The sequence below is a fragment of the Arthrobacter pigmenti genome (assembly GCF_011927905.1).
GTDB classification, from domain to species: Bacteria; Actinomycetota; Actinomycetes; order Actinomycetales; family Micrococcaceae; genus Arthrobacter_D; species Arthrobacter_D pigmenti.
This window is the reverse complement of the sequence record NZ_JAATJL010000001.1, coordinates 700,459-723,844: the sequence shown is the minus strand read 5'-3', so window position 1 is coordinate 723,844 and position 23,386 is coordinate 700,459. Positions and strand designations below refer to the sequence as shown.

The 23,386-nt window shown below is 64.6% G+C and carries 19 protein-coding genes; 12 read left to right on the top strand and 7 right to left on the bottom strand.

Annotated features, from left to right (window positions below; genetic code table 11):
- Positions 1 to 72 precede the first annotated feature (72 nt).
- On the bottom strand, positions 73 to 2,100 hold the full coding sequence (locus BJ994_RS03455) for an outer membrane protein assembly factor BamB family protein (protein WP_167991515.1): 2,028 nt from the start codon (positions 2,098 to 2,100) through the stop codon (positions 73 to 75).
- Positions 2,101 to 2,275: 175 nt separating this feature from the next.
- Entirely contained in the window at positions 2,276 to 3,808 is a 1,533-nt protein-coding gene (locus BJ994_RS03450; protein WP_342450262.1) for an MDR family MFS transporter, read from the bottom strand.
- A 426-nt stretch (positions 3,809 to 4,234) separates the two neighbouring features.
- On the opposite strand from BJ994_RS03450, the gene BJ994_RS03445 reads away from it, so the two are divergent.
- The 4 genes from BJ994_RS03445 (at position 4,235) to BJ994_RS03430 (ending at position 7,172) form a co-directional block, all read left to right on the top strand.
- Positions 4,235 to 5,107: a transposase gene (locus BJ994_RS03445; protein WP_167991513.1), complete on the top strand. Its 873-nt coding sequence runs from the start codon at positions 4,235 to 4,237 to the stop codon at positions 5,105 to 5,107.
- A 288-nt stretch (positions 5,108 to 5,395) separates the two neighbouring features.
- Entirely contained in the window at positions 5,396 to 5,905 is a 510-nt protein-coding gene (locus BJ994_RS03440; RefSeq protein ID WP_167991511.1) for a hypothetical protein, read from the top strand.
- Positions 5,906 to 5,950: 45 nt separating this feature from the next.
- Complete coding sequence (locus BJ994_RS03435; protein ID WP_167991509.1) at positions 5,951 to 6,553, top strand: DUF2238 domain-containing protein; 603 nt, start codon at positions 5,951 to 5,953, stop codon at positions 6,551 to 6,553.
- A 37-nt stretch (positions 6,554 to 6,590) separates the two neighbouring features.
- Positions 6,591 to 7,172, top strand: coding sequence for a hypothetical protein (locus tag BJ994_RS03430; protein WP_167991506.1), 582 nt, complete (start codon positions 6,591 to 6,593; stop codon positions 7,170 to 7,172).
- Positions 7,173 to 7,175: 3 nt separating this feature from the next.
- Here BJ994_RS03430 and BJ994_RS03425 read toward each other — a convergent pair whose 3' ends face one another.
- Both BJ994_RS03425 and BJ994_RS03420 read right to left on the bottom strand, forming a co-directional pair.
- Entirely contained in the window at positions 7,176 to 8,258 is a 1,083-nt protein-coding gene (locus BJ994_RS03425) for a trypsin-like peptidase domain-containing protein (protein ID WP_167991503.1), read from the bottom strand.
- Positions 8,259 to 8,342: 84 nt separating this feature from the next.
- Complete coding sequence (locus BJ994_RS03420) at positions 8,343 to 8,849, bottom strand: metallophosphoesterase family protein (RefSeq protein WP_167991501.1); 507 nt, start codon at positions 8,847 to 8,849, stop codon at positions 8,343 to 8,345.
- Between the two features lie 247 nt (positions 8,850 to 9,096).
- Between BJ994_RS03420 and BJ994_RS03415 the strand changes: the two genes are divergently transcribed.
- Positions 9,097 to 9,933: an NAD-dependent epimerase/dehydratase family protein gene (locus BJ994_RS03415; RefSeq protein WP_167991499.1), complete on the top strand. Its 837-nt coding sequence runs from the start codon at positions 9,097 to 9,099 to the stop codon at positions 9,931 to 9,933.
- A 176-nt stretch (positions 9,934 to 10,109) separates the two neighbouring features.
- On the opposite strand, the gene BJ994_RS03410 is transcribed toward BJ994_RS03415, so the two are convergent.
- Together BJ994_RS03410 and BJ994_RS03405 are read right to left on the bottom strand one after the other, a co-directional pair.
- On the bottom strand, positions 10,110 to 14,474 hold the full coding sequence (locus BJ994_RS03410; RefSeq protein WP_167991496.1) for an endo-alpha-N-acetylgalactosaminidase family protein: 4,365 nt from the start codon (positions 14,472 to 14,474) through the stop codon (positions 10,110 to 10,112).
- A gap of 138 nt (positions 14,475 to 14,612) precedes the next feature.
- Positions 14,613 to 16,445, bottom strand: a complete 1,833-nt coding sequence (locus BJ994_RS03405; protein ID WP_342450261.1) for a glycoside hydrolase family 35 protein — start codon at positions 16,443 to 16,445, stop codon at positions 14,613 to 14,615.
- A gap of 110 nt (positions 16,446 to 16,555) precedes the next feature.
- Between BJ994_RS03405 and BJ994_RS03400 the strand changes: the two genes are divergently transcribed.
- From BJ994_RS03400 to BJ994_RS03380, 5 genes are all read left to right on the top strand, one after another.
- Complete coding sequence (locus tag BJ994_RS03400) at positions 16,556 to 17,575, top strand: LacI family DNA-binding transcriptional regulator (RefSeq protein WP_245192240.1); 1,020 nt, start codon at positions 16,556 to 16,558, stop codon at positions 17,573 to 17,575.
- A gap of 122 nt (positions 17,576 to 17,697) precedes the next feature.
- Positions 17,698 to 18,498, top strand: a complete 801-nt coding sequence (locus BJ994_RS03395; RefSeq protein ID WP_167991494.1) for a mechanosensitive ion channel family protein — start codon at positions 17,698 to 17,700, stop codon at positions 18,496 to 18,498.
- 41 nt (positions 18,499 to 18,539) lie between these two features.
- Entirely contained in the window at positions 18,540 to 18,722 is a 183-nt protein-coding gene (locus tag BJ994_RS03390) for a hypothetical protein (RefSeq protein WP_167991491.1), read from the top strand.
- Positions 18,723 to 18,917: 195 nt separating this feature from the next.
- Positions 18,918 to 20,219, top strand: coding sequence for a serine/threonine-protein kinase (locus BJ994_RS03385; protein WP_167991489.1), 1,302 nt, complete (start codon positions 18,918 to 18,920; stop codon positions 20,217 to 20,219).
- A gap of 71 nt (positions 20,220 to 20,290) precedes the next feature.
- Positions 20,291 to 20,728, top strand: a complete 438-nt coding sequence (locus tag BJ994_RS03380) for a hypothetical protein (protein ID WP_167991486.1) — start codon at positions 20,291 to 20,293, stop codon at positions 20,726 to 20,728.
- On the opposite strand, the gene BJ994_RS03375 is transcribed toward BJ994_RS03380, so the two are convergent.
- Positions 20,725 to 21,801, bottom strand: coding sequence for a YeiH family protein (locus BJ994_RS03375; protein WP_245192239.1), 1,077 nt, complete (start codon positions 21,799 to 21,801; stop codon positions 20,725 to 20,727). The two genes, BJ994_RS03380 and BJ994_RS03375, sit on opposite strands and share 4 nt — an antisense overlap.
- 11 nt (positions 21,802 to 21,812) lie before the next feature.
- On the opposite strand from BJ994_RS03375, the gene BJ994_RS03370 reads away from it, so the two are divergent.
- Together BJ994_RS03370 and BJ994_RS03365 are read left to right on the top strand one after the other, a co-directional pair.
- Complete coding sequence (locus tag BJ994_RS03370) at positions 21,813 to 22,724, top strand: LysR substrate-binding domain-containing protein (RefSeq protein ID WP_167991483.1); 912 nt, start codon at positions 21,813 to 21,815, stop codon at positions 22,722 to 22,724.
- A 13-nt stretch (positions 22,725 to 22,737) separates the two neighbouring features.
- On the top strand, positions 22,738 to 23,382 hold the full coding sequence (locus tag BJ994_RS03365) for an MBL fold metallo-hydrolase (RefSeq protein WP_167991481.1): 645 nt from the start codon (positions 22,738 to 22,740) through the stop codon (positions 23,380 to 23,382).
- Positions 23,383 to 23,386: the final 4 nt, after the last annotated feature.

Genomic DNA, 23,386 nt, shown 5'->3' with positions numbered 1-23,386 from the left:
AACAGCCAAAACCCGCCCGTACCGAAACCTCTTCGGGACGGGCGGGCTTTGAAGGCAAACCCTGAAACCTGATCAGCGACGCGGGTGGTCGTCGATCCTGACCAGGTTTCGGCCGCGCATCGTGTACAGGTAACCGTTCTCGTCGTTTGTGATGTGTGAGCCGCTGTACCATCCGCCCTTAGTGTCAGCCAGCACTGTGCTGACCGCGAAGGTCTTGGGGTCGAAGCGGAAGACAGTCGTGTCCGAGACTCCGTAAACCACACCGCGGTTCGAGACCATTGCGGCGAACCCGTTGCTGACGGAGCGGACGTCCGCTGTGTGGACGATCGTGCGCTTGGGCAGATCGATGACGTATGCGTGCCCCTTGCGCGACAGGCCGTACAGGTAGCGCCCCTGGACCGCGAGCGCTGAGGTGCCGGCTCCAAGCTGCGGATCGATCCTCCACAACTCCTTGCCTGCAACAGGGTCGAAGGCAACGATCGTCCCCGGTCCTCCGGTGCCCGGCAGACTCCCACCCAGGTAGGCAATCCCTTCCCTGGTGGCAACCGCACGGACCAGCTGAACATTATCGATCGGATTAATGAAGGAACGGGATTCTCCGGTGGCGGGATCGTAGGTCCAGAGTGAGCCGCCGCCCTCGGTATCTGCCTGCGCCACAACCAGAACCAACTGGTTCACGTCGTCCCACACCACGTCCAGCGGCCTGTTCTGCGCTGCAGGGAACGTGGCCACCTGATGGATCGGCTTGCCGCTGCCCGGATCGTACTTCCAGATTCCCTGCGAGCTGTACTGGCCGGTGTAGAGAGTGCCGCCGACTACGATGGCGTCTTTCGCTTCGCCGGGCGCCTGCATATTGAGGACCTCGTCGGTGCCCAGTGTGTGCCGGGCAATGACGCCATTGCCGCCCACATAGGCGTACCCGGCGCCCGCGGCGATGCCCATGACCGTCTGCGGATCAGCTGGGGCACCTGCTTCGCCCAGATCCCACGCCACTGATGTTTTCGCAACCGGATCGATTTCGGCAATGAACCCATAGCCGGAGGTGACGAGGAGCTTGCCGTTCCTGCTGTCGACGCCCCAGATTTCACCCAAGGATGGTCCCTCGAACTCGAGCTGCGCGATCGCGTTGGTGGTCAGGGAGTAGACCATCACACCGAACTCGTTGGCGAAGTAGACGTTGTCATCGATGATGGCGAAGTTCTTCGCTGTCTTGCCGATAGAGGTCGCGATTGTGTAGGAGCCAAGGTTTGCAAGGTCGATTGCAGCAACCTTGGACGGTTCCAATGATGACGCCGTACCGACAACGAGCTTGTCGTTGAAGATGGCCAGGTCGCGGATGCTCGGATCCGGCAGCATTTCGGTAGGCGTGATGTTGGTGAATTTCCTGGCCGACCGGTCGTACGCATACAGGCAGGCCCGGCTCGTCTTGCCGCCGCCCGCGATGGTGCTTCCCGCGCCGAAGAACACTGTGGTGTCGGATGCGGCGACACCTCGGGCAAGGGTTGCGCCCGGGTCGGGGACGCCAAGATTCACCACCTGCCCAGTGACCGGTGAGTACTCCCACAGGGCCGGTGCTGTTCCACTGCCTCCACCGACCGCGTAGACCAGCCCATTCGGTGCGACGCTGAGGTCACGCACGTCGCGGTCTCCGATTCGGCCGATCGCCGCAATCGGGGTGCCGAGGGAAAACACGTCCCAGCGGTAGAGGTTCGCCTGGGGGCCGCCTGCGTCCTGAAGGACACCCGCATAGAGATAGCGTCCGCTCGGGTCAGCGGCCAGTGCCTGGATGGTGTGCCCGGTTCCAAGCTCAGTAGTGGCAACAACCGTCTGGGTGGGAATGTGGAACGCAACGATGCGAACCGGGTTCAGGTTACGGGAGCCGACGTAGAGGGTGTCGCCAATGCGCACAGCTGCCATCAGCGAGAACTGAACGACGGCGGGGCCAAGGTCAAGGATCTCAGTGCCCTTGGCTGGTCTGCGGAAGGCGCTGGCCCCAGTTGCTGTTGCTGGAGCTGCCGCTGCAAGACCCAGGGCAGCAGCCAATCCGGCTACGCCGCCAACCTGGATCGCTGCGCGGCGCGTCATTTCATGGTTGTGCATGTTCTTCCTTCTCTCGGACGGAGCCGATGAGACAGGGCGAGGATGCTGTTCTCATAATCGTCATCGGCTGTGATGCGTCCCACCATGCTCTGGCAAGCGTTCGCACGCTGTCCAGCGATTTTGCTCACTTGAACACCAAATGAACATATCTACACAGGTAGAAGGATACGGAAGGTCAGTGGGCGGAAGTGAACGACGGCGCGTCGTCGTCGTGGGCTGGCGACGCAGCGGGTTCGGGAGACGCAGCCGGCACGGCCGGAGAACCGGTTTCAGCAGGAGCTGCCGGCTTCCGCACGAAGAGCGCCGCAACCACAGCGAAGAGGAAGATCACCGCTCCGCACAGGAATGCCATCCGGATTCCGCCGGCGAGGGCCGGTATTTCGGAGGCGCCGCCGGCTGCCAGTGCGCCGCTCTGAATGGCCATCACCGAAACAAACAGGGCAATACCAGCGGCACCGGCCAACTGCTGGACGGTCCCGACCACGGCGCTCGCGTGCGAGTAGAGCTTGGGCTGCACCGACCCGAGCGCGGAGGTGAACAGCGGCGTGAACATTCCGGCGAGGCCCACACTCAACAGCACATGAAGAGCCAGCACCAACGGAACCGGCGTAGATTCACTCACCAGGGTCAGTGACCAGAACACCGCTGCGACGATCACCGCTCCGGGAACAACAAGTACGCGCGGACCATGCCGGTCAAAAATCCGGCCAACCACAGGTCCCAGCAGTCCCATCGCGAGACCGCCCGGCAGCAGCATCAGTCCTGCCTGAGCGGGCTCAAGGCCGAGGACGTCCTGCAGGTAGATCGGTAGCAGGATGATGGTTCCGAAGAGGGCCATCATGCTGATCGACAACACAAGAATGGATACGGTGAACGTGCGTGAACGGAAGGTCCGCAGATCGAGCAGCGCCCGGTCGCGGCGCTGAAGCACCAGTTGACGGCTCACGAAGCCGGCCAACCCAACCAGCCCGACAGCGAGCGGCGCCCAGCCTGGAACGGCGGAGCCGCCGGCCGCCTCACCGAACTGGCTGAGGCCGTAGATGATCCCGCCGAACGCGAAGGCCGACAGGATCACGGAGAGCACATCGATGGGTGCGCGGTGCGGCGTTGTCACGTTCTGGATCCGGCTTCCGCCGAGGACCAGGGAAGCCACAGCGATCGGCAACACGAGCCAGAACATCCATCGCCAGTCCAGCACGCTGAGGATGATTCCCGAGATGGTGGGGCCGATCGCCGGAGCAACCGAGATGACGATCGAAATATTGCCCATCGTCTTTCCGCGCGACGACGGCGGCACGAGGGTCATGACAGTAGTCATGAGCAGCGGCATCATGATGGCCGTACCGCTCGCCTGGATCACGCGGCCAACCAGCAGCATCTCGAAGCCCGGAGCCATCGCAGAAACCAGGGTCCCCAGGCTGAACAGGCTCATCGCTGCAAGGAACACGGGCCTTGTGTTGAAACGCTGGATCAAAAAGCCCGTGATCGGAATGACAACCGCCATGGTGAGCATGAACGCCGTCGTCAGCCATTGGCCGGCGGTGGCCGTGATCTGCAGATCCTCCATCAGGCGCGGGAGCGCAACCCCCATGATCGTCTCGTTCAGAATGACGACAAACGCCGAGACGAGGAGCAAGGAGATAACCAGCCTGTCGCGTGCCGAAATCTCACCGGCGGGTGCGGTGAACTGGTCCGTACTTTGCGACACGGAAATCCCCCTGGGAAAGTTGCTGGTTGGTGTGGGGCGAGAACCGCACAGTGGTTCCAAGCCAGATGTTCCGGAACTTATTCCCGGCACCGGTCCGCGGGCGTACTGTTGCTGCTAAGCGACTGTGCTGCCTGCCCAACCACCCGTCAACGCACGAAAGAGGGTACACGCCATGACCACCCCGCCGCCAAATGAGCCCCACCCGGATCCCTCCCAACCTCGGCCGCCCGGTGAGCCCGCCCCCGAGCCGCAGCCCTCGCCAGCCCCGTACCCGCTGCCCGGTCCCGGCCCGGACTCACCCAATATTCCGCCCGAGCCGGATCCTGGCCCCTCACCGGACAGACCGTTCCCGGAGCCGGGTCCGTCCATTCCTCCCCTGCACTGACATTCCCTCCCGACATAGACGCCCTGGAGTCCAACGCCGAAGTGACTGACCTCGCCGAGATCGCAGCCGACCTGTACTCGAAGCCGCTGGATGACTTCACAGCTTCCCGCAATGAGCGGGCAAAGTCGCTTGCGGACAAGGACCTCGCCAAGGAGGTCAAGGCACTGCGCAAACCCTCGGCGTCGGCCTGGCTACTCAACATGATGAGCCTGCACCGCGGGTCCCAATTGGCTGAAGCGCTGCAATTGGGCACCGCGATGCGCCAGGCGCAGAACGAGCTGGACCGCAGTGAGCTGAAGAAGCTTGGGACGCAGCGCCAGCAGCTGATCGCAGCGCTGGTGAAGGACGGAACGGCGCTGGCCACGGAGCTGGGACACCCGGCGAGTGCTGCCGTGGCCACGGAGGTCGAGCAGACGCTGCGCGCAGCAATGGCCGACGCCGGTGCTGCCGCCGCCGTCGGGACGGCCCGCCTGATCCGACCGCTCGAGGCGTCGGGCTGGGAGGCCGTGGACCTTGCCGGTGCCGTGGGCGGACCGTTCGACGCCGGTCATCCTGCCAACGCGGACGGTCGCGCCAAGGACGGCACCGACGCGGATGAGGAAGCGGACGACACTTCAGCGGAAGCCCGCGCAGAGTTGGAAGACGCCGAAGACCGCGCGGAAGAAACCGATCAGGCACTCGTTCGCGCACAGGGGCGCGTTGAGCAGCTTGGGCGTGACCGGGAGGACCTGGCGAACCGCGTCAAGGATCTCCGCAAGCGGATCCGTGCGCTGGAACAAGACATTGACGCGATCGACGATGACGCCGACGACGCTTCCCGCGAGCGTACGGAAGCTGAACGGGCCGCGAAGGAAGCAGCGCGCGAGGTTGACCGTGTCCGCAAGCTGGTCGGGAAACTCACGCGCAACAGTTGACAGGACGTGTTCCGTCAGCCGTATGGCGGTAACGCGGAAATAACAATCCTTCTGTGGCGCGCATCACAGCGCCGCGACCCGCCGTCGTCGTGGTTCCCCGGAATGATGTGGATCCGCAGTTTCCCCGGAATAGCACCCCGGCGTTTCTCCATCGATCACTCGATCACAGGTCGATCACGCCGGGTTGAAGCGGATGCCAAGCATGCTTAGCGTCAATAGTGCGCGGCGGAAAGCACACAGCAGGAACGCTGCGCACCGAGCAAGGAGTCAACCGAAGAGGAGACCGGTATGAACACGCGCAAGCACATGTCACGGACCCGAACTCTGGCATTGGCGGGCATCATCCCATTGGCCACGCTGAGCCTCGTAGGTTGCAACAGTACCTCCGGCACTGAGGAAGGCGCTGACGTAGAGGACGTGGTGGACGAGGACGAGGAGGTTGCACCCTATAACGGTGCGCTTGATTCCGAGTTCTACGACGCCTACTCCAGCTACATCGGTGAGGAAGTGACCGTATCGGCTGACGTCAACGAGATCGTCTCGGACACCTCCTTCACGATTGCCGGCACCGATGACACCACGGTCGAGGCGCTCCTGGTGGTCACCGAGGGCGAGATGACCGAAGTGGAGCCGGGCCTGACGGTGTCCGTTACGGGCACCGTGATGGAGTCATTCGATCTTCCGACGGTCGAGGAAGAAACCGGACTGGATCTGGAGGACGACGCGTACGCCGACTATGACGGCGAGAACTACATCGTCGCCAGTGAAGTGGACACCTCCGTTGATGCAGACAGCTGACAACGCGGGGTCCTGAGGCCGAGCGAAGCGAGTTTGGGGGATGTTGTGAGCGCTGAGACTGAGAATTCCGTAAGCAGCAAAGGCCGCCGCCTGGCAGATGCTGTCCGGGCGGCGGCCCTGCTGAGCTGTTTCGCCTCAGCCATCTGGTGGGACATCACCGAGATCATCCGGTTCGTGGTGGTGCTTGTCCTGCTGCTGGTGCCGCGCATTGCCCGGGTGCCCGGTGGCTTCGACCTCGCCTTCAGCGCCACTGTCCTCGTAGCTGCGTGGAGCGGCGTCGCGGGCTGGTACGCGCAGATCGCCTGGTGGGACATTCCCGTGCACCTGCTGACTACGGGAGCGTGCGCGGCGATGGCATGCTTCCTGCTTGACCGGGCCGACACTGTTCATCCCATGACCGACGGCAGCGGCCTGCGGAACGGTTGGCGCCTCATCACGCTGACGCTGGCGTTCGGCTTCACCATTGCGGTGCTGTGGGAGTTCCTGGAGTGGTTCGGCAACGCCTTCATTTCCTCGTCCATCCACGTTGGTTATGTGGACACGATCGGCGATATGGCTGCCGGCGGGGTCGGTTCAATGCTCGCCGGCGTATGCGTGATCCTGTGGGCGTCCCGGCGGGCGCAGCGGACGAATGTAACCGAATCGTGAGATCAGTCAGCAGGCTTATCAGTTAAGAATGGGAGATATGAGCGAAATGAGAGCTGACAAGCGAAGGTTCAGCGCTGACGATGCACAGCGGGGACGGAAGGTCCACCGTCGTCGTACGCTGGGCATCATCGCGGCAGGGGTGCTCGCGGCAGCAACACTGGCACTGGGCTGGTTGCAGTTGCAGTCCGTGGAGCGCGCCATCGGAGTCCAGGTTCCGGACACCCTGGTCGGAGGGTACGACGCCGACTACGCCCAGGCGGTCCGTGATCTGTTGAGTGCCCCCATCATTGAGCGCTACCAGAGCGTGCACTACCTATGGGATCTCCTGTTCCCTCTTGCCTTCGCCGCCCTGATCATTCTGCTCGTCCAGCGTTTCAGCGGGGGCAGCGGGCTACGGTGGATCTTCTACGCGGTGGCTGTCCTCTATGCCGCGACGGATATCGCTGAGAACTTCGCAATCGAGGCAATGTTCGCCTCAGTTGAAATGACCGCTTCAGAAGTTTCGCTTGCCAGCTTCCTGACGACGGCGAAGTTCGTGCTCTTCGCCGCCGCCATCCTCGCGTTCGTCCTTTCCTTCATGCTGAACCGCAGCACCTCACGCCGGAGGGCTGGTCAATGAGGATCAGCCCTCCTCTACGGGACGTTCGCCGAGGGTAATTTCGACTTCCACCGTCTCACCCTCACGCAGCACTTCCGCTGTTACGGTTTCGCCCGGGTTGAACCCGCGGAGCGCCGCCAGCAATTGCTCTGAGCTGGCCAGCGGCTCGCCGTCCAGGGAGACCATGATGTCCCCGGTCTCAATGCCGGCTTCCGCTGCGGGGCTACCCTCCTCCACCGCGAGCACTGCCACGCCCTGTTCGACGTCGAGCCCCAACTGTTGGGCGATCTGCGGCGTCACAGTGCGCGGGGCCAGGCCGAGGAACGCGTGCTCGGCGGTACCGTCCTCCAGCAGTTCCTCCGCGACTTCGACGGCGGTACCCGCCGGGATCGCGAAACCGAGGGACACGGCGCCTGCCTGTGGCGGGATATACGCCTCGCTGATGCCGACAACCTGCCCCTCCCCGTTCACCACTGCGCCGCCGGAATTGCCGGGGCTGATCGCGGCGTCGGTCTGGACGAGATCCACCAGGGACTGACTGTTGGTCGCGGATCCCGGGATCTCCCGGTGCAGGCCGGAAATGATGCCTGCTGTTGCGGTGTTCTCGAAGCCGAGCGGGCTGCCGATCACGATCGCCAGCTCCCCCACCTCGGGCAGTTCGGTCTGGAACTCCGCGGCTGGCAGCCCCGTGCGATCCGCCTGTACGAGCGCGAGGTCGGTAACGACGTCGGTCGCCACCACCCTGCCGGTCACGCGCTGGCCGTCGGCGAAAGCCACCTGCACCTCCTCGGCCCCGCGCACCACATGCTCGTTGGTGAGGATGAGCCCGTTCTCGGTATAGATGACGCCGCTGCCGAGGCCGCCGCTCTCCAGGAAGATCGTCACCACTGAGGGCTGGACGTCGTCGATGATTCCGGGGATGTCGGCGACCGTCGCGGCCGGGGTATCGACGGCGTCGCCGCCCGTCTGGCCCGTCTCCGCCGCTGGAGAACTGGATTCTTCGGCAGGCTCATCGGTCGCTGTGCAACCGGTAAGGGCGAGGGACGCGACGACGGCGACTGCCGCGAGGCGGGCCGCCGTGGACCGGGGTGCATGAGGGGTTTCCACGTGGTTCTCCTTCGGAAATTCGGGAAGGTTCTTCCTTCATTCCTACCAACTAAGCAGGCTGACCAAAAGGAGCAGCCCAAGGAGTTATCGGGCTGTGACGTTCTTCAGCTGCACTTCCCCAAGCACGCCGTCCCGCGCAACGGCCGTCAGGTAGGTGCAGTGCGGTTGCCTGCGCCGGTCGGTGGGCGAGCCCGGGTTGAGCAGCCGCATGCCGCCCGGCGTGAGGGTGTCCCACGGGATGTGGCTGTGCCCGAAGACCAGGACGTCGACGTCGTCGAACAAGTCATCCATGCGCTTCTCCCGACCTGTGGCGGAGCCCGTTTCGTGAATGACGGCGAACCGTACGCCGTCCAGCTCTGCCCGCGCGATCTCGGGAAGGCGGGCCCGCAGCTCCGCGCCGTCGTTATTTCCGTAGACGCCGATGACCTTCCGCGTCCGCCGCTCAAGTTCCTCGAGGAGTTCGGTGCTCACCCAGTCGCCGGCATGGATGACGACGTCGGCCACCTCCGCTTTCGCCCAGACCTCCGGAGGCAGCCGGCGGGCGCGCTTGGGCAGGTGGGTGTCCGCGATGATGAGCATTCTAGAGGCCATGGGGCAAGTCTGGCATGCCCGGACTCCTCGGAACCGGGCGCAGTCCGGACCGGGGCCGGGGCGGGAGCAGTCCAGACAAAGGTGAGCGAAATTCCCCTCACCTTTTTCCGCTTTGCTCCATCCGGCGTCCCTTTTGCTCACCCTTCACTCACTTTGAGCTAGCCCTGGTGGCGTTCGTAGCAATCGTCGTCGCGATCGGCCGTCGGAAATCCAACCCCGGTTGATCCTGCCTATGGGAAACTCGGGGATGACCATTCTGATTGCCGGCTGCGGAGATCTCGGCACGCAGGCCGGGCTCACCTTCGCCGCCTCGGGGCACCGCGTGGTCGGGTGGCGGCGCTCCCCGGAGAAGCTTCCCCTTGGGATCGAGGGCGCCGCGGTGGACCTGACGCGTCCCCTGCCCGCGCTCCCGGAGGCGACCGACGTCGTCGTTATCGCCCTGACCGCCGGCGGGCGCACCGAGGCTGCCTACCGCTCGACGTACTACGACGGCACGGTCAACCTGCTGAACGCCTTCGAGCGTGACGGCGTGAAGCCGCGGCGGATCATCTTCGTGTCCTCCACCGCTGTCTACGGGAATGACGACGGCGCGCGGATCGATGAATCGACCCTCCCCTCGCCTGCGACCCCCACCGGCAAGATCCTCCGTGAGACCGAGACGATGCTCATCGACCAGGCTCCGCAGACGGTCCTGCTGCGCCTCTCCGGGATCTACGGGCCGGGCCGCACGCGGCTGATCGACCAGGTACGTTCCGGCGCCGCTCCGAAGTCCGCGCCGCACTGGACCAACCGGATTCACCGCGACGACGCCGCAGCCGCCATCGTGCACCTCGCCGGCCTTGAGCTTCCGGCGCCCGCGTATCTGGGAAGCGACTGCGAACCCGCGGTCCTTACCGACGTTCACAGCTTCCTTGCGGACGAGCTCAGGCTACCTTTCGGGCACGACGGCGCAGCCCCGCAGCCCGCGACCGGCAAGCGGTGCGACAGTTCGCTGCTGCACCGGAGCGGCTTCGAATTCACCTACCCGACGTACCGCGAGGGCTACCGGGCTGTGCTGAGCGGTGTCGGGACGCGGCACCCATAACCCGAGCAGGCCCACACGTTGCACCTTTCCAACGGCACCGTTGACTCTCCGCATACGAAGGTGTGCGGAAACAGCGGCGAACGCGCAGAGGAAACGGATCCGCGGGTTGGGTGCAGCAGTGATGACAGAGCCCCCGGCTAAATAATCAACCGGGGGCTCAGCATCATAGATCCGCGTCAGGCACAGCTGAACTGCGCGTTGCCCCAGTCCGCGTGATCGTCGCCGGCGTCGTCCGCGTTGCGGTCAGCCACAAGCGTCACTTCCTGGACGTCGGTCACGTCCACGTTCAGTGCCTCGATCGGTGACTCCCACGTCAGTACTTCTGTCTCGGCCAGCACTTCACCGTCACCCAGCACCTTGAAGATGACCGAGCCGTTCTCCTTGGGAATCCGCGAATCGTCGATGCCGACATTCGCGGTGAAGGTGCTGCAGTTGCCCCCGAGGAAGAACTTCGCCGCGGCGTCAGCGTGCATACCGAGCCCCTTCTCGAAGACCTCGCCTCGGACCGTCAGCGGGGAGCCGTCGTTCCGGCCCTGCTCCCCGTTGGACTGATCCCGCTCAATGGGTCCCCAGCCGTTGCTTTCGCTCAGGAAGTCCAGATCGCTGGCGAACGCATCACCCGTGGGCACTTCAGGCTCATTCGGATCGATGGGCTCGTCACCGCAGTGGAACTGCGCGTCTGCCCAGTCACCGTGATCATTACCGTTGCCGTCACCAGCGGTAGTGACGATGAGGTTGACGTAGCGGGCACCGGTCAGGTCGACGTCGAGCTCAACAGTCTGGCTGTCCGGACGCATCACCGGAGTCTGCGCGAGGCGCCGCCCGTCCGCCCATACCTCGAACTGGATGGTTCCGCGTGTCGGCTGGGCATCATCGACGCCTACGTCGGCGGTGAACCGGGTGCACTGGCCACCAACGAAGTACTCGATGTCGCTCGCGGCATGCGCTCCGAGCCCCTTCTCGTAGACCGTTCCGTTGAGGGTCAGCGGCGTACCGTCACCCTCGCCCTGCGGGCCGTTGGAAAGGTCCCGCTCAACCGGTCCCCACCCGTTGGATGCGCTGACCCACTGGTGGTCGCTGGCAAAAACGGTTGACGACGGCGGCTGCGGCAGCGTGTACACGCTCACTTCACCGCGTGCCGTGCGTTCCCCGACGGGTTCGCTGGTTGTGGTGTAGGTTGCGTCGGAACCGATGGTGTAGTTTCCGTCGGCACTCGCCGGTGCGGTGACCTGCCACTTCGTGGTCAGCGAAGCGCCCGGTGCCAGAGTGGCGGCGGTATTCGGCGTCTCCGCCTCGGCGGTCCAGCCCTCGGGAAGGTCGAGGTTCACGGCCACGTCGTTGATGACTGCCGGTTCGTCCGACGTGAAGGTCGTGGTGAATTCGTTCTCGGCGTTCTGCGTCACCACATCCGGGACCATGTCAACGGAAAGTTGAGCGCAGGCGGGGATAGACTCGGCCGGACCGAGATCCTCGACGAGCAGGTTGTCCAGGATGAAGTCCGCGCCCGCTGAACCGCCGGATCGTTCCAGGCCAACCCACGCCTCACCGCAGCCGCCGGCAATGATGGTCTGCTCGAACCGCGTGGTCTCAAGCGCCTGTGGAAGCGCCTGCGACTGGGTCTGTACCACGCCGTTCGTCCCGTCGTACCCGCCGACCCAGTTGTACTGGTCAGCCAAGGCGTTCTGATAGTCGAAGGACACCCGGTACTCATGGCCCGGAGTCATCGGCACCGTGTAGTTCGACGTACGGTACACAAGCCCGGGACCGCCGCCGGGACCGCGGTTCTCTTCGTGTGCCTTCAGCGACCACTTGCCCTCGATCACATCGTCAACTGCCTTACCGTTCCAGCCCTTCTGGGTGTACGGAGCGTTCAGTTCGGACAGGTGCGTCCTCGGATCATTCGATCCCCCGGCGTTGCCCTTCACGAAGGGTCCCCAGCCCTGGTCAACGTTCTCGAAGTCCTCGGACAGAACGCCTTCGGTGGGCACCCGCTCAGTCTTGTTCACGCGGATGTCATCCACGCGCACGGGCGCTTCGCCGTCGGCAGCTTGAATAGTGAGCTTGGGAGCTGCACCGCGCTCGGGAACATCGATCAGAACCCGCATGCGCTGGAAGTGGGTGCCATGCTTCTCGTCCGCGGCAATGAAGTTTTCCGCTCCGGAGCTGGTCACCGTATTCGTTGCCGGTTCCACACCGCCGTCGACCGATAGCGTTGCCTCCCGCTCCTGGCCCGGCTCAATCTCCACCCACGCACTCACGGAGTAAGTACCGGCGTCGAGCTTGCCAAGCTTCTGGCTGATCGAGGAAGCACCCGCGCCGAGCACGGCGTAGCGGTGGCCGAGATCGTTGCGTTCGATTTCCACCGAACCCTGCGGGCTCCAGGCGTCCAGGTTTGCGGCGTTGAACCCTGGATCCTGGACCGGCGTACCCTCACCGAATTCAGCATTGCGCGGCAGCACGGGGCGCTTGTCGTGCACCAGCACGTAAGGCTGTCCAGCTTCGGCCTCGATGGTCACTTCACCCTTGGTCACCTTCGGAGCCGCAACCTCAACGCGGCCATTGTCAGTGAGCTTGAACAGTTTGTAGGCACCACTCTGGCGGAAGGTGTCCGGAAGCTGCCACGTGGTGGTGCCGCCGGCCGGGTTGTAGTGGTAAAGCTTCTGCTGCTTCGATTCGTCCCCGTCGCTGGCCCACGGGAGGAGGTAGGTATCTCCGCGGAGCACTTCAGCGCCGCCCACGGTGATGACCCGGTCCTCGGCTGAGGTGCCGGTCACCGAGAGGTCGCCGGTGAGGTCAATCCGGTTCTGCTCCCACTTCAGGATTTCCTCCTGCTGCAGGAACTTGGCCGGCAGGTTCTTCACCCAGATGTTCTCGTAGAACGCCTCGTAATTGTTCTCTCCGGTCCAGCCTTCCCATTCCACGATGTTCGCGTTGCCGAGCAGCGGGTGCGGGTTCCAGGTGTCCTTGTGCGAGTTCTGCACGAACCGGATGATGTTCGAGTTCACGCCCTTGTTGGTGGAACCGCCGTAGTTCTCGTCGGTAGCCCAGTGCGCCCAGGTGTTGTTGCGGAAGAGTTTGTCGGACCACTCGGAGGAGACCCGGAAGCCGTTCTTGATCAGTTCGTCCTGCATCCGGTCGGCGAGCCAGCCGAACTGGTAGAAGACGTCCACGTAGACCCAGTCGAGGTTCTCGTGTGTCTGGTCGCGGAATTTCCCGATCCGCTCTGCAAGGTAGCCCGAGAGGATGTCCTGGCGCTGGTCGATGTAGTAGGACTGGTCCAGCCAGTTCCATCCCTTGGCATTCGGATCGATCATCTCGGTGTCAAAGAACAGGGATTCCGGGTAGGCCTCGGTCTGGTTGATGTGGATACCGAAGGAGGCGTTCCACTTCTCGCCCTCCTCAAGGAGCTTGTTCAGGTCCTCGAGCCCGCCTGCACGGGTGTTGTAGTTGTCGGCGAAGTCGGTGTTCGCGGAGTCGTGGCCCTCACTGCCGAAGCCCTTCAGCAGTGCGCTCTGACCCAGGCCGTCGGTGGCAAGCGCAATACGCTTCGTGTCATCCAGGGTGCGCAGGAACGGGTGCGTGGCCTGCGATGCAAAGTTGAAGGGGATGCGGTGGACCACCTTGTCGGGAACCTGCTCACCCTTGTAGGGCATCACTGCGATGTTGTTCCGCAGGGCGATGGCGCCGTCCTGCCAGTCAACCGCGCCGTCGTCGTTCGCGTCCGGGGTGATCGCGATCCTGGTCCAGGGAAGCTCTTCGGTTTCGGTGGACTCATTGGCGCGGTACAGCCACTGCCCGCTGGAGATGCCCATGCGGACGTTCTCCCCGTCCTGTTCCGCCTGCCGCCAGAAGCGGCCCTGGTCGCGGAAGCCCGGACCGGAGGATGTGTCATACAGCGAGTTGGATTCCAACGCTGCTGCAAGCTCCGATGTGTTGGCGATAGCGAAGGCGGATCCCTTGGGCTGCGCGTCGATCGGGGTTGCGTCAGTGATCGGCGTAAAGGTGTCACCGCTGACACCCCGGTCCACCGAAATGTTGGCCGTGGAAACCTGTGCGCCGCTCTGCGCAGAGGAAACACTCACCAGCTCGTGGCCGGGGATCTGGATGGTGCGGATCTGGGTATCAGTGCCGTCGGTGATTCCGGTGACCTCAAACGTCACAACGCTCTGCTCCACGCTGATTCGCGCGTCGAGTTCAGCGCCCTCGATGCCGGGGAAAGTCAGGGTGTAGTTGACGGCGGCGTCGCCGTCTTCCTGCACGACGACGTCGGCCGGCTGGGCTTCCCCGTTAATGGTCACGGCTTCCAGGGTGTCGGCATTGCCACCCAGGACTGCGTCAGTCGCCAGATGCTCGTAAGAGACCACCTGCGGAAATTCCGAAGAAACGGTTACTGCCAGTTCCTGCGACGTAATGATCTGTGTGTTCCCCGCCTCCTGTGCGACGGCGGGAAGTGCTGCCAGCGGGGTGAGGGCTGACGCCGCCACCACCCCTATCACTGACAGGCTGCCCGCACGCCGCAGGCGCTGTGATGAGCTGCTCATCTTTCTCCTCTTGCTGGTCCGCTGAATTCCTGCCACGCCCATCTTCGGGCTCCCAGAGCGGCAGTGTTATGGATAACATGAATCACTATTCCACTGTTGGACACGTCACACAAGAGGATGCAGCGGGATTGGCGACAGTCAGAACGACTCGATGTACTGTTCGCTCGATCCCAGGTCCGGTTCTTCCCGCAGCTCAGCGTGCGTTCCACATTGCTGAAGCTCCAGGACTACTATGCGGTTGAGTCCGGCCTGCAGCAGCGGGCCTGGGACGTAGTACGTTGCTTGCGGCCCAACCTCCCAGTAGCGTCCGAGCAGGAATCCGTTGATCCAGACGAACCCCTTCACGAACCCCGGAAGCGCGAGGAAGGTGTCCGCGGGATCCGTGCATTCAAAGGAGGTCTCGAAGAAACCGCTGGCGCTGCCGTCAACGGGACCGTCAGCCAGGCTTGCCGGGTCGAATCCCTCAAGGTCAACCGCAATCTGCTCCCAGCCATGAATCAGCCGCCGCCCAACGGTCACCCCCTGCAAGATGCCTTTATGCTCGCCAAGGTACGGCCCGTAGTTGATGCGGCCCTGATTCTCGACCAGGATTTCGAGCGTCACGCGCTTTCCCTGCCCGACGACGGCGAGGCCGCCTTCCCCGGTCCCGCGGTCCAGCACTCCCAGTGGCTCCCCGTCGAGGAAGACCTGGGCCCTGTCGTGCAAGCCCAATACGCTGATACGCGATTCGCCGCGCGGAAGCATTGGCGTGGACCGGTAGAGAACCAGGCCGGCATCAAGGCCCAATTCCTCGAAAGTGAGCGGCGATGCCGAGCGGACGGGCGCCGCGAGTTCTCGCAAGGTCTCAAGCAGGCCTGCCCGGTGGTTCATCGCCAGCCGTGCGGGAGCCAACCGGCGCGCTGCAGCGGGCAGTGCAGCAACGGGCAGCGCGCCGTCGTCGTCGTTCTCGTGACTGTGCAGTGCCGCGCGGATCGTGTGGAACTTCTCAGTGAGTGCGCCGTCTTCGGCGATAGGCGCGTCGGAGTCGTAGCTCTGCACCGTGGGCTGAAGAACCCCGTCGGCATGGTTTGCTCCGGCCCAGAGGCCGAAGTTGCTGCCGCCGTGAGCCATGTAGAGGCTGACGGAGCCGTTCTCGGCGAGGATTTCCGCGACCCCGGACGCCGCGCTTTCGGGCGTGCGTGTGTGGTGTTTTTCGCCCCAGTGGTCAAACCAGCCGTTCCAGAATTCGGCGCACAGGAACGGTTCTGAGTTGCGGCGGGTACGGAGGAGTTCGGCGGCGTCATGCGCACCGCTGCCGAAGGTCGCGGCCGCCATGGTGCCCTCGAGGGTTCCGCCGTCGAGCATGAGTTCGGTTGGACCGTCCGCGGTGTAGATGAGCTCAACGATCCCGCGGGACGTCAGCGCATCGCGCAGCCAGGCGAGGTACGCGGTGTCATCGCCATAGCTGCCGTACTCGTTCTCGAGCTGCACCGCCACCACGGGACCCCCGTGAACAGCCTGCCGTCGTTCAATGATGGGCATCAGCTCATCGAACCACTCGGCTAGGGGCTCAAGGTAGCGCCTGTCACTCGATCGCAGCGAGATCCCGGGAACGCCGGTGAGCCATGCTGGGAATCCGCCGTTATCCCACTCGGCGCAGATGTACGGGCCGGGACGCACAATTGCGTCCAGCCCGAGCTCCGCCGCAAGGTCGATGAACGCCCCGAGGTCCCGCCAGCCCGTGAAGTCCGGAGGCCCGGGCTTGCGCTGATGGAAGTTCCACGCAACGTAGGTGTCCACCGTGTTGAGCCCGAGTGCCTTGATTTTCTCCAGGCGGTCGCGCCATTGGTACGGATGGACGCGGAAGTAGTGAACGGAGCCGGAAAGGATGCGGTGCGGCTGTCCGTGTCGGGCCAGTTGGGAGTCGGCGAACGTCAGCGCGGCACCCGCGGGTTCAGTTCCGGGGCGAAAATCATTCTGAAGCAGGGTCACTCCTCTATGTTACGGATAACACCTGATGACCTCAATGGGGGCATCGCACGCGTCCGGGGGAAGTTACGATGTTACAGACACCATACGTAACATTCGCCCGGAGGAAGTACATGACCATCGAGACCCGCCGATCCCCGTCAATGCGCGAGGTCGCCCAGGCCGCCCAGGTCTCGGCGCAGACGGTTTCGCGCGTACTCAGCGACCATCCGCACGTGCAGCCGGATACCCGCGCACGCGTACTTGCTGCCGCCAACAAGCTCGGTTACCGGAGGAACAACACCGCGCGGGCACTCGTAACCGGGCGAAGCAACACCCTCGGCGTGGTCACCCTCGCCACCAGCTTCTACTCACGCGCTTCTCTCGCCCTGGGGATTGAGCACGAGGCCAGGCGATCCGGCTACACCGTCAATACGTCGACGACGGCGTCGCTCGCCTCCCCCGCGATCGGCGCCTCCATCTCGCGCCTGGTGGATCAGGGCGTGGACGGACTCGTCATCGCGGTTCCGCTCATCGACGTCGACGAGCCGCTGGAGCAGCTGACGCGGCGCGTACCCACAGTGGTGGTGGACGGTTCGCGGACCTCCGCCGCCGACGTCGTCGCTGTTGACCAGGCGATCGCCGCACGCCTGGCAACGGAACACCTCCTGAACCTCGGGCACCGGACGGTGTGGCACCTGGCAGGCCCGTCGGAGTGGTCCGACTCCGCCACCCGGGTGATCGGCTGGAAGCAGGCCCTTGAGGACGCCGGCCGCGACGTTCCGCCCGAGCTTCACGGCGACTGGACACCGGAGGCCGGCTACCGGAACGGCCTGCTCCTCGGGCGGATGCCGGAGGTCACGGCGGTCCTCGTGGCGAGCGACGAGATGGCATTCGGTTTGATCCGCGCGCTCACCGAACTGGGCCGTCGCGTGCCGGAGGACGTCTCCGTGGTGGGCATCGATGACATCGCGCTCGCTGCCTACAGCAACCCCCCGTTGACTACGGTGCGGCAGTCCTTCGAGGAGACAGGGCGGCGGGCGGTTGCGCACCTGCTGCGCCAGATCAGCGACCCTGAACGGGACTCGGCTCCGGAACTGGTACAGCCGGAGTTGATTGTCCGAGCGACAACGTGTGCACCGACCTCCACCTAAAAAAGATAAGTATGCTTCCCATCCGCCTCCTTTGTGCCTACTGTTGAACCGTGCAGTGCGGCGCGGCCCCACACGCTTCGCCGACCGGACAACTTCGTGCAGCCAAGCAAATGGAGGTTCCGATGGAAGAAACACTGAGAAACGGGCTCGCGTCAGTCATAGATTTCGTGCCCAAACTGCTGTTGTTCCTCGTCATACTGATCGTCGGGCTCCTGGTGGCCAAGGCGATCTCCAAGGCGCTGGACAAGCTGCTTGAGCGCGTCGGTTTCGACCGGCTCGTGGAGCGGGGCGGAGTAAAGAAGGCCCTCGCCAAGTCGTCGCTGGATGCCAGTGACATCATCGCCAAAATCGTCTACTACGCGCTGGTCCTGTTCGTCCTCCAGTTTGCTTTCGGAGTGTTCGGGCCCAACCCGGTCAGCGACCTGCTCGAAGGAATCATCGCCTTCCTGCCGAAGATCATCGTTGCGATCATCATCGTGATCATCAGCGCCGCGATCGCCGCAGGAGTCAAGAGCCTGATCCAGGGCTCCCTGGGCGGCCTTTCCTACGGGAAAATCCTGGCGAACATCGCGAGCATCTTCATTCTGGGCATCGGCATCATCGCGGCCCTGAACCAGGTGGAAATTGCGACGACGGTGACCACACCGATCCTCATCGCGGTCCTCACAGCGATTGTCGGCGTCATTGTCGTCGGCGTGGGCGGCGGGCTGATCAAGCCGATGTCGCAGCGCTGGGAGCACTACCTCAACAGGGCCGAGGCGGAAGCGCCGAGGATGAAGGCGGAAGCCCAGTCATCGCCGTCGGCATCTGAACAGCTCAAGGGCGCCACTCATGAGGCGAAAGCACGCACCCAAACCCATGACGCCTCAGGCAGCACGCAGGTAAACCGGCCGGACGAACCGGACGCTCCGCGCTTCCGCTAACCCAACACAACTCCGCTAACCCAACACAACAAGGAGAAACCATGAACATCGACAAGCAGCAGATCATCGACCTCCTGAAGAACCAGGGCGATAACGACAAGGCCGACCAGGCCGACAAGGAGCTCCCCGACCAGGTGGACACCGACCGCGATTCCGGCCTGCTGAGCAAGCTCGGGATCAACCCGCAGGACCTCATGGGCAAGCTGGGCGGCTTCATGGGCTGATTCAGTCCTCATCGAGGGGCCACTTATAACCGTTCTGCCTCGATCTCGCGGTTATATGTGGCCCCTCGATTGCGTCTAAGTTCCATGCGCTGCCGGATGAGAATGTCGTGAGAACTCGGGCGTATGCCTTGAGTAGCAGCGCGGCGTGAGCTTTCATGGAAGTACGACGACGGCGAGCGCTTGAGGAGGTGCCCAATGCAGCTTCCCCCTCCGCCGGGCCGGGCACCGGTCGCGAACTCTTTGCAACCCGGATCCACCGGCATTCCGGGCTTACCCGGAGACGCCCGCGGGCAGATCCTCGGCGACGGCCGTTACGAGGTGGGCGACCTCCTCGGTACCGGTGGGATGGCCGAGGTGCGCCGCTGCCTTGATAAGCTCCTTGGCCGCGAGGTCGCCGTCAAACTTTTCCGCAGTCATTCCGAGGGCCGCCTGTCGGACCGTGAGCGCACCGAAGCCCAGCTTCTTGCGAGCCTGGACCATCCGGGCCTGGTAAAGGTGCACGACGTCGGCCGTTCCGCACAGTTCGGCTGGGTGGTCATGGACCTCATTGACGGGCCGGACCTGCACCACCTGTTGTACGCGGGACCTCTGGCGCTTGGGCAGGCGCGAACCATAGGGCACGATGTCGCCCGCACGCTGGCCTACGTACATGGCCGCAGAATCACCCACCGGGACGTCAAACCCTCCAATATTCTTACCCGTGACGCGGATCCCCATTCCGGCCAGTTCGGCTACGTGCTGACCGATTTCGGGATCGCGCGCCGGGCGGACAGCGCCCGGCTGACGGCCACCGGGGAAACCATCGGTACCGCCGCCTACTTCAGCCCCGAGCAGGCGCGCGGTGACACAGTGAGTCCGGCCAGCGACGTCTACTCCCTCGGCCTGGTGCTCCTGGAGTGTTTGACCGGAGAGGCAGCCTTCCCCGGCCGCGGCCTCGAAACGGCCCTCGCCCGGCTGCACCGCTCCCCCGAGATCCCACCCTCGGTCAACCCCGTCTGGCGGCGCCTGATCACCCGGATGACCGCTAGCGATCCGGTTGAACGCCCGACGTCCGCCGAGGTCGCCCACATGATCGTGGCCGAGCGTGAGCGGCTGCTCTCCGAAGGACGCCCTGCAACCGTGATCGCCCAGCCGGACCCGGAACCGACCCGCCGGAACTTCGTGCTGGGTGTCAACGACGACGACGAACGGTTGGACCCGGCACCAGCCGAACCAGCGGCTCATCCGAGGAAACAGCCGAAACGACAGGCCCCGGCGGCGGCACCGGGACTCACGGACAAGCCGGATCGACGCGCCTCGACGCCGAAGGCTCCCCGCGCGGGCCGCCAGCACCGCGCGCTGCTGGCGGGCGCCGTCGTCGTTGTTCTTGTCCTGGTGGCCGCGGCGGTGGTTCTGGTGAACCTACTTGGCCAGGCTTCGCAACTCGAGCCGTTACCATCCGTGCCGGGAGAGCCCGGCGAGCGTCTGTCCGAACTCTACGAAAGTGTGCAGCCATGAGACCACAACGGTGGGTCCTCCTGCTAGCCATAGCCTTACCTGCTCTCGGCGCCTGCGGAGGCCCGACTTCGATGGAGCCGGACGTTGCGGAGTCGTTCCAGCAACAGGTGCGGACGCTGGCCACCCTCACGCAGGATGGCCAGACGGAGCGGGCGCTGGAAGAGGCCGCGGCGCTGAAGGCGGATGTGCAGGCGGCAGCTGCAGCCGGTACCGTCACGGCGGGCCGTGCGGACAGGATCGAGGCGGGCATCGACTCCTTTGTGGCATCTCTGACGCCCGTGGAACAAACGGAGACTGTGCCCCCGGCACCCGGGCCGTCGTCGTCGGTCGGGCCTGATCCTGCGCCGGTAGACTCCGATCCACCCGTGTCACCCCCGAAGCAGGTCACACCCGATGACCGGGCGGACGGCGAGGAAGAGGACAGCGAGCGCTCCGAGGAGGAGGCCGAAGAAGCGCGGGATCAGGCGGAAGATGAGGCAAAGGAACGCGAGAAGCGCGAGGACGACTAGCTCTGGACCAGACCGATTCCGGCGAGCGCGATAGCGGCGACCAGGAGGGTTGAGGCAGCAGCGAGGATGAACGGGCGCACGCCGACGCGCCGAAGGTTGGCCAGCCGCACTCCGCAGCCCAGCGCGAACATCGCCGCGGACAGCAGGGCGGTCTGAGCCAGGTTTCCGAAAGCCAGTACGGTGCCCGACACGTCGAGGAATGAACGAGCCGCGACCATGACCAGGAATCCGAGGATGAACAGCGGGACAATCGGCGGGCGGGCGGCATGTGAATCCGCAGGCCCGGAGCGGCGCTGACGGACACGCTGCCGGACGCTCAGGACTGTGACCACGGGGGCGAGCAGAAGGACGCGGGCGAGCTTCACCAGGACAGCCGCGCTCAGGGCACCACCGCCGATCAACCCTCCGGTTGCGACCACCTGCGCTACCTCGTGGACGGACGCGCCAGCCCACAACCCGGTGAGTTCCGGTCCCAGGTCGAGCAGCTGTCCAGCCAGCGGAATCAGCGGAATCAGAAGCGTGCCGAAGATGACCACGAGCGCGACGGCGGTGACAACGTCCTCTTCCTCAGCGTCGGTGGCACCTTCAACAGCCGCCACGGCAGCGGCGCCGCAGATGGAGAAGCCGCAGGCGATCAGCAGGACCTGCGCGGGACGCATCCGGAGCAGCCTGCCCATGAGGAGTGTGCCGAAGATTCCACCGAACACAACGCAGACGACAACCGCCAGCATGGGCGCACCGAGTGAGAGGATGTCGTCCAGCACAAGCTGCAGGCCCAGGAACACGATGCCCAGTCGTAGCAACCGCCGGGAAGCGACGGCGAGACCCGGCGCCGTCGACGCCGGAAGCGTGACGGTATTGGTGACGACGATGCCCAGTACGATCGCGACGATCAACGGACTGACGCCCGGCAGTAGCAGCTGCACGCTCAGCGCAATCACCACTGCCGCTGCGCAGAGCAGCAGTCCGGGTGCGTGGCTGCGGAGTCGGCTCGCTTGAGCGTACGTATACATTGCTTCGATGCTTTCATCGGCTGCGCGGGCCCGGTAGCCGTCAATTTCGCATGGAGGCATATGCTTTCCATATGAGTGAGCGGTGGCCGAACCTCAGAGCGCTGGAGCTGTTCGTCGCCGTCGTCGACGAGGGAAGCGTGGGCGCCGGAGCCCGGAAGGTGGGTATCGCGCAGCCCAACGCGAGCCGCCTCGTCGCGGAGCTGGAACTGTCCGCGGGAACGGCGCTCGTCAACCGGAGTCCGCGCGGCTCGACGCCCACGGCAACGGGGCTGCTGTTCGCCGAACAGTCGCGTGCTGTCCTGAATTCCGCGCGCCAATTCAACGACTGGATGCGGGATGCTGGGAGCACTGAGGCACCGGAACTCAAGATCGGTGCCAGCATGACGATCGCGGAGCACCTGCTGCCCGCCTGGCTGACCGGGCTGCGGCGGCGGGTGGGTCCCGTGCGGGTGGACCTGCGCGTCCTCAATTCCGCGCAGGTGCTTGAAGAAGTCCGCAACGGTTCGCTTCAGGTGGGGTTCGTCGAGACGCCGCACGTGCCGGATCGGCTGAACTCGATGGTGGTACAGCAGGACGAACTCGTGGTGGTTGTCGCCCCCGGCCATGAGTGGTCCGGCCGCGCCGGCGGCGTGAGCCTGGAGGAACTGTCTCAGACCGCGCTGGTGGTACGTGAACAAGGCTCAGGAACCCGTGAGGCCCTGCAGGAGATCCTTGCCGGCCTGCATCCGGTTGAGCCCCTGCAGGTGCTGGGCAGCAACGCTGCGGTCAGGGTGGCCGTGGCTTCCGGGGCGGGGCCTGCTGTGCTCAGCAGGCTTGCCCTCGCCGGCCAGCTCGCGAGCGGCGAACTGGTGAGCGTTCCGTTGCAGGATCCGCAGGCCCGGCGTCCCCTCACCGCTGTCTGGCAGGGACCGCGGCGCCTCACCGGGGCTGCGGCGGAGCTTGTGGCTGTGGCCGCACAGCCCAACTCGCCGAACCCCGCCTGAGCTACGCTAGGGCATGCGCACGATCACCGAGAACTGCTACCAACTGCAGCGCTCCAAGGGAGCCAACGGTTACCTGATCCGCGCCGCGGGGCACACCGCCGTCGTCGATCCGGGCCTTGCAAACGGGCACGACGCCGTGCTGCGCGAGTTACGCGATGCCGCGCCTGTTGTCGGGCCGGTCACCCACATCCTGTTGACCCATTACGACGGCGACCACACGCAGTCGGTCCGCCGCCTTCAGCGCGAGCTGGGTGCAACGGTATGGCTCGGCGTCGCGGATGCCGCCATCCTGCGACGTGATGTTCCACCGCCCACCCGGGTGCGCCGCGTCTTGTTCCGCCTGATACCAGCCAGCTTTCCCGGGTCGGTGACCGAGCTCGACGGCGAGCGCGAACTGTTCGAGGGCGTCACCACCTTCCCAACGCCCGGACATACACCGGGTCACGTCGCCTATCGGTTCGGGGATGTCCTGTTCAGCGGGGATGCTGTCCGGGTTGACCGCGACGGCGGTATCAAACGCTTTTTCAGCGCCCTGAACAGCGACAATATGGTCGCAGCACGGACCACGGCTGAACTGCAGCGCCGGATAGACAGCGGCTCAGTGCGCTGGATCTGCCCCGGACACAATCCGCCCGCGCAGGTGCGGTCCCAACCCTGACGCT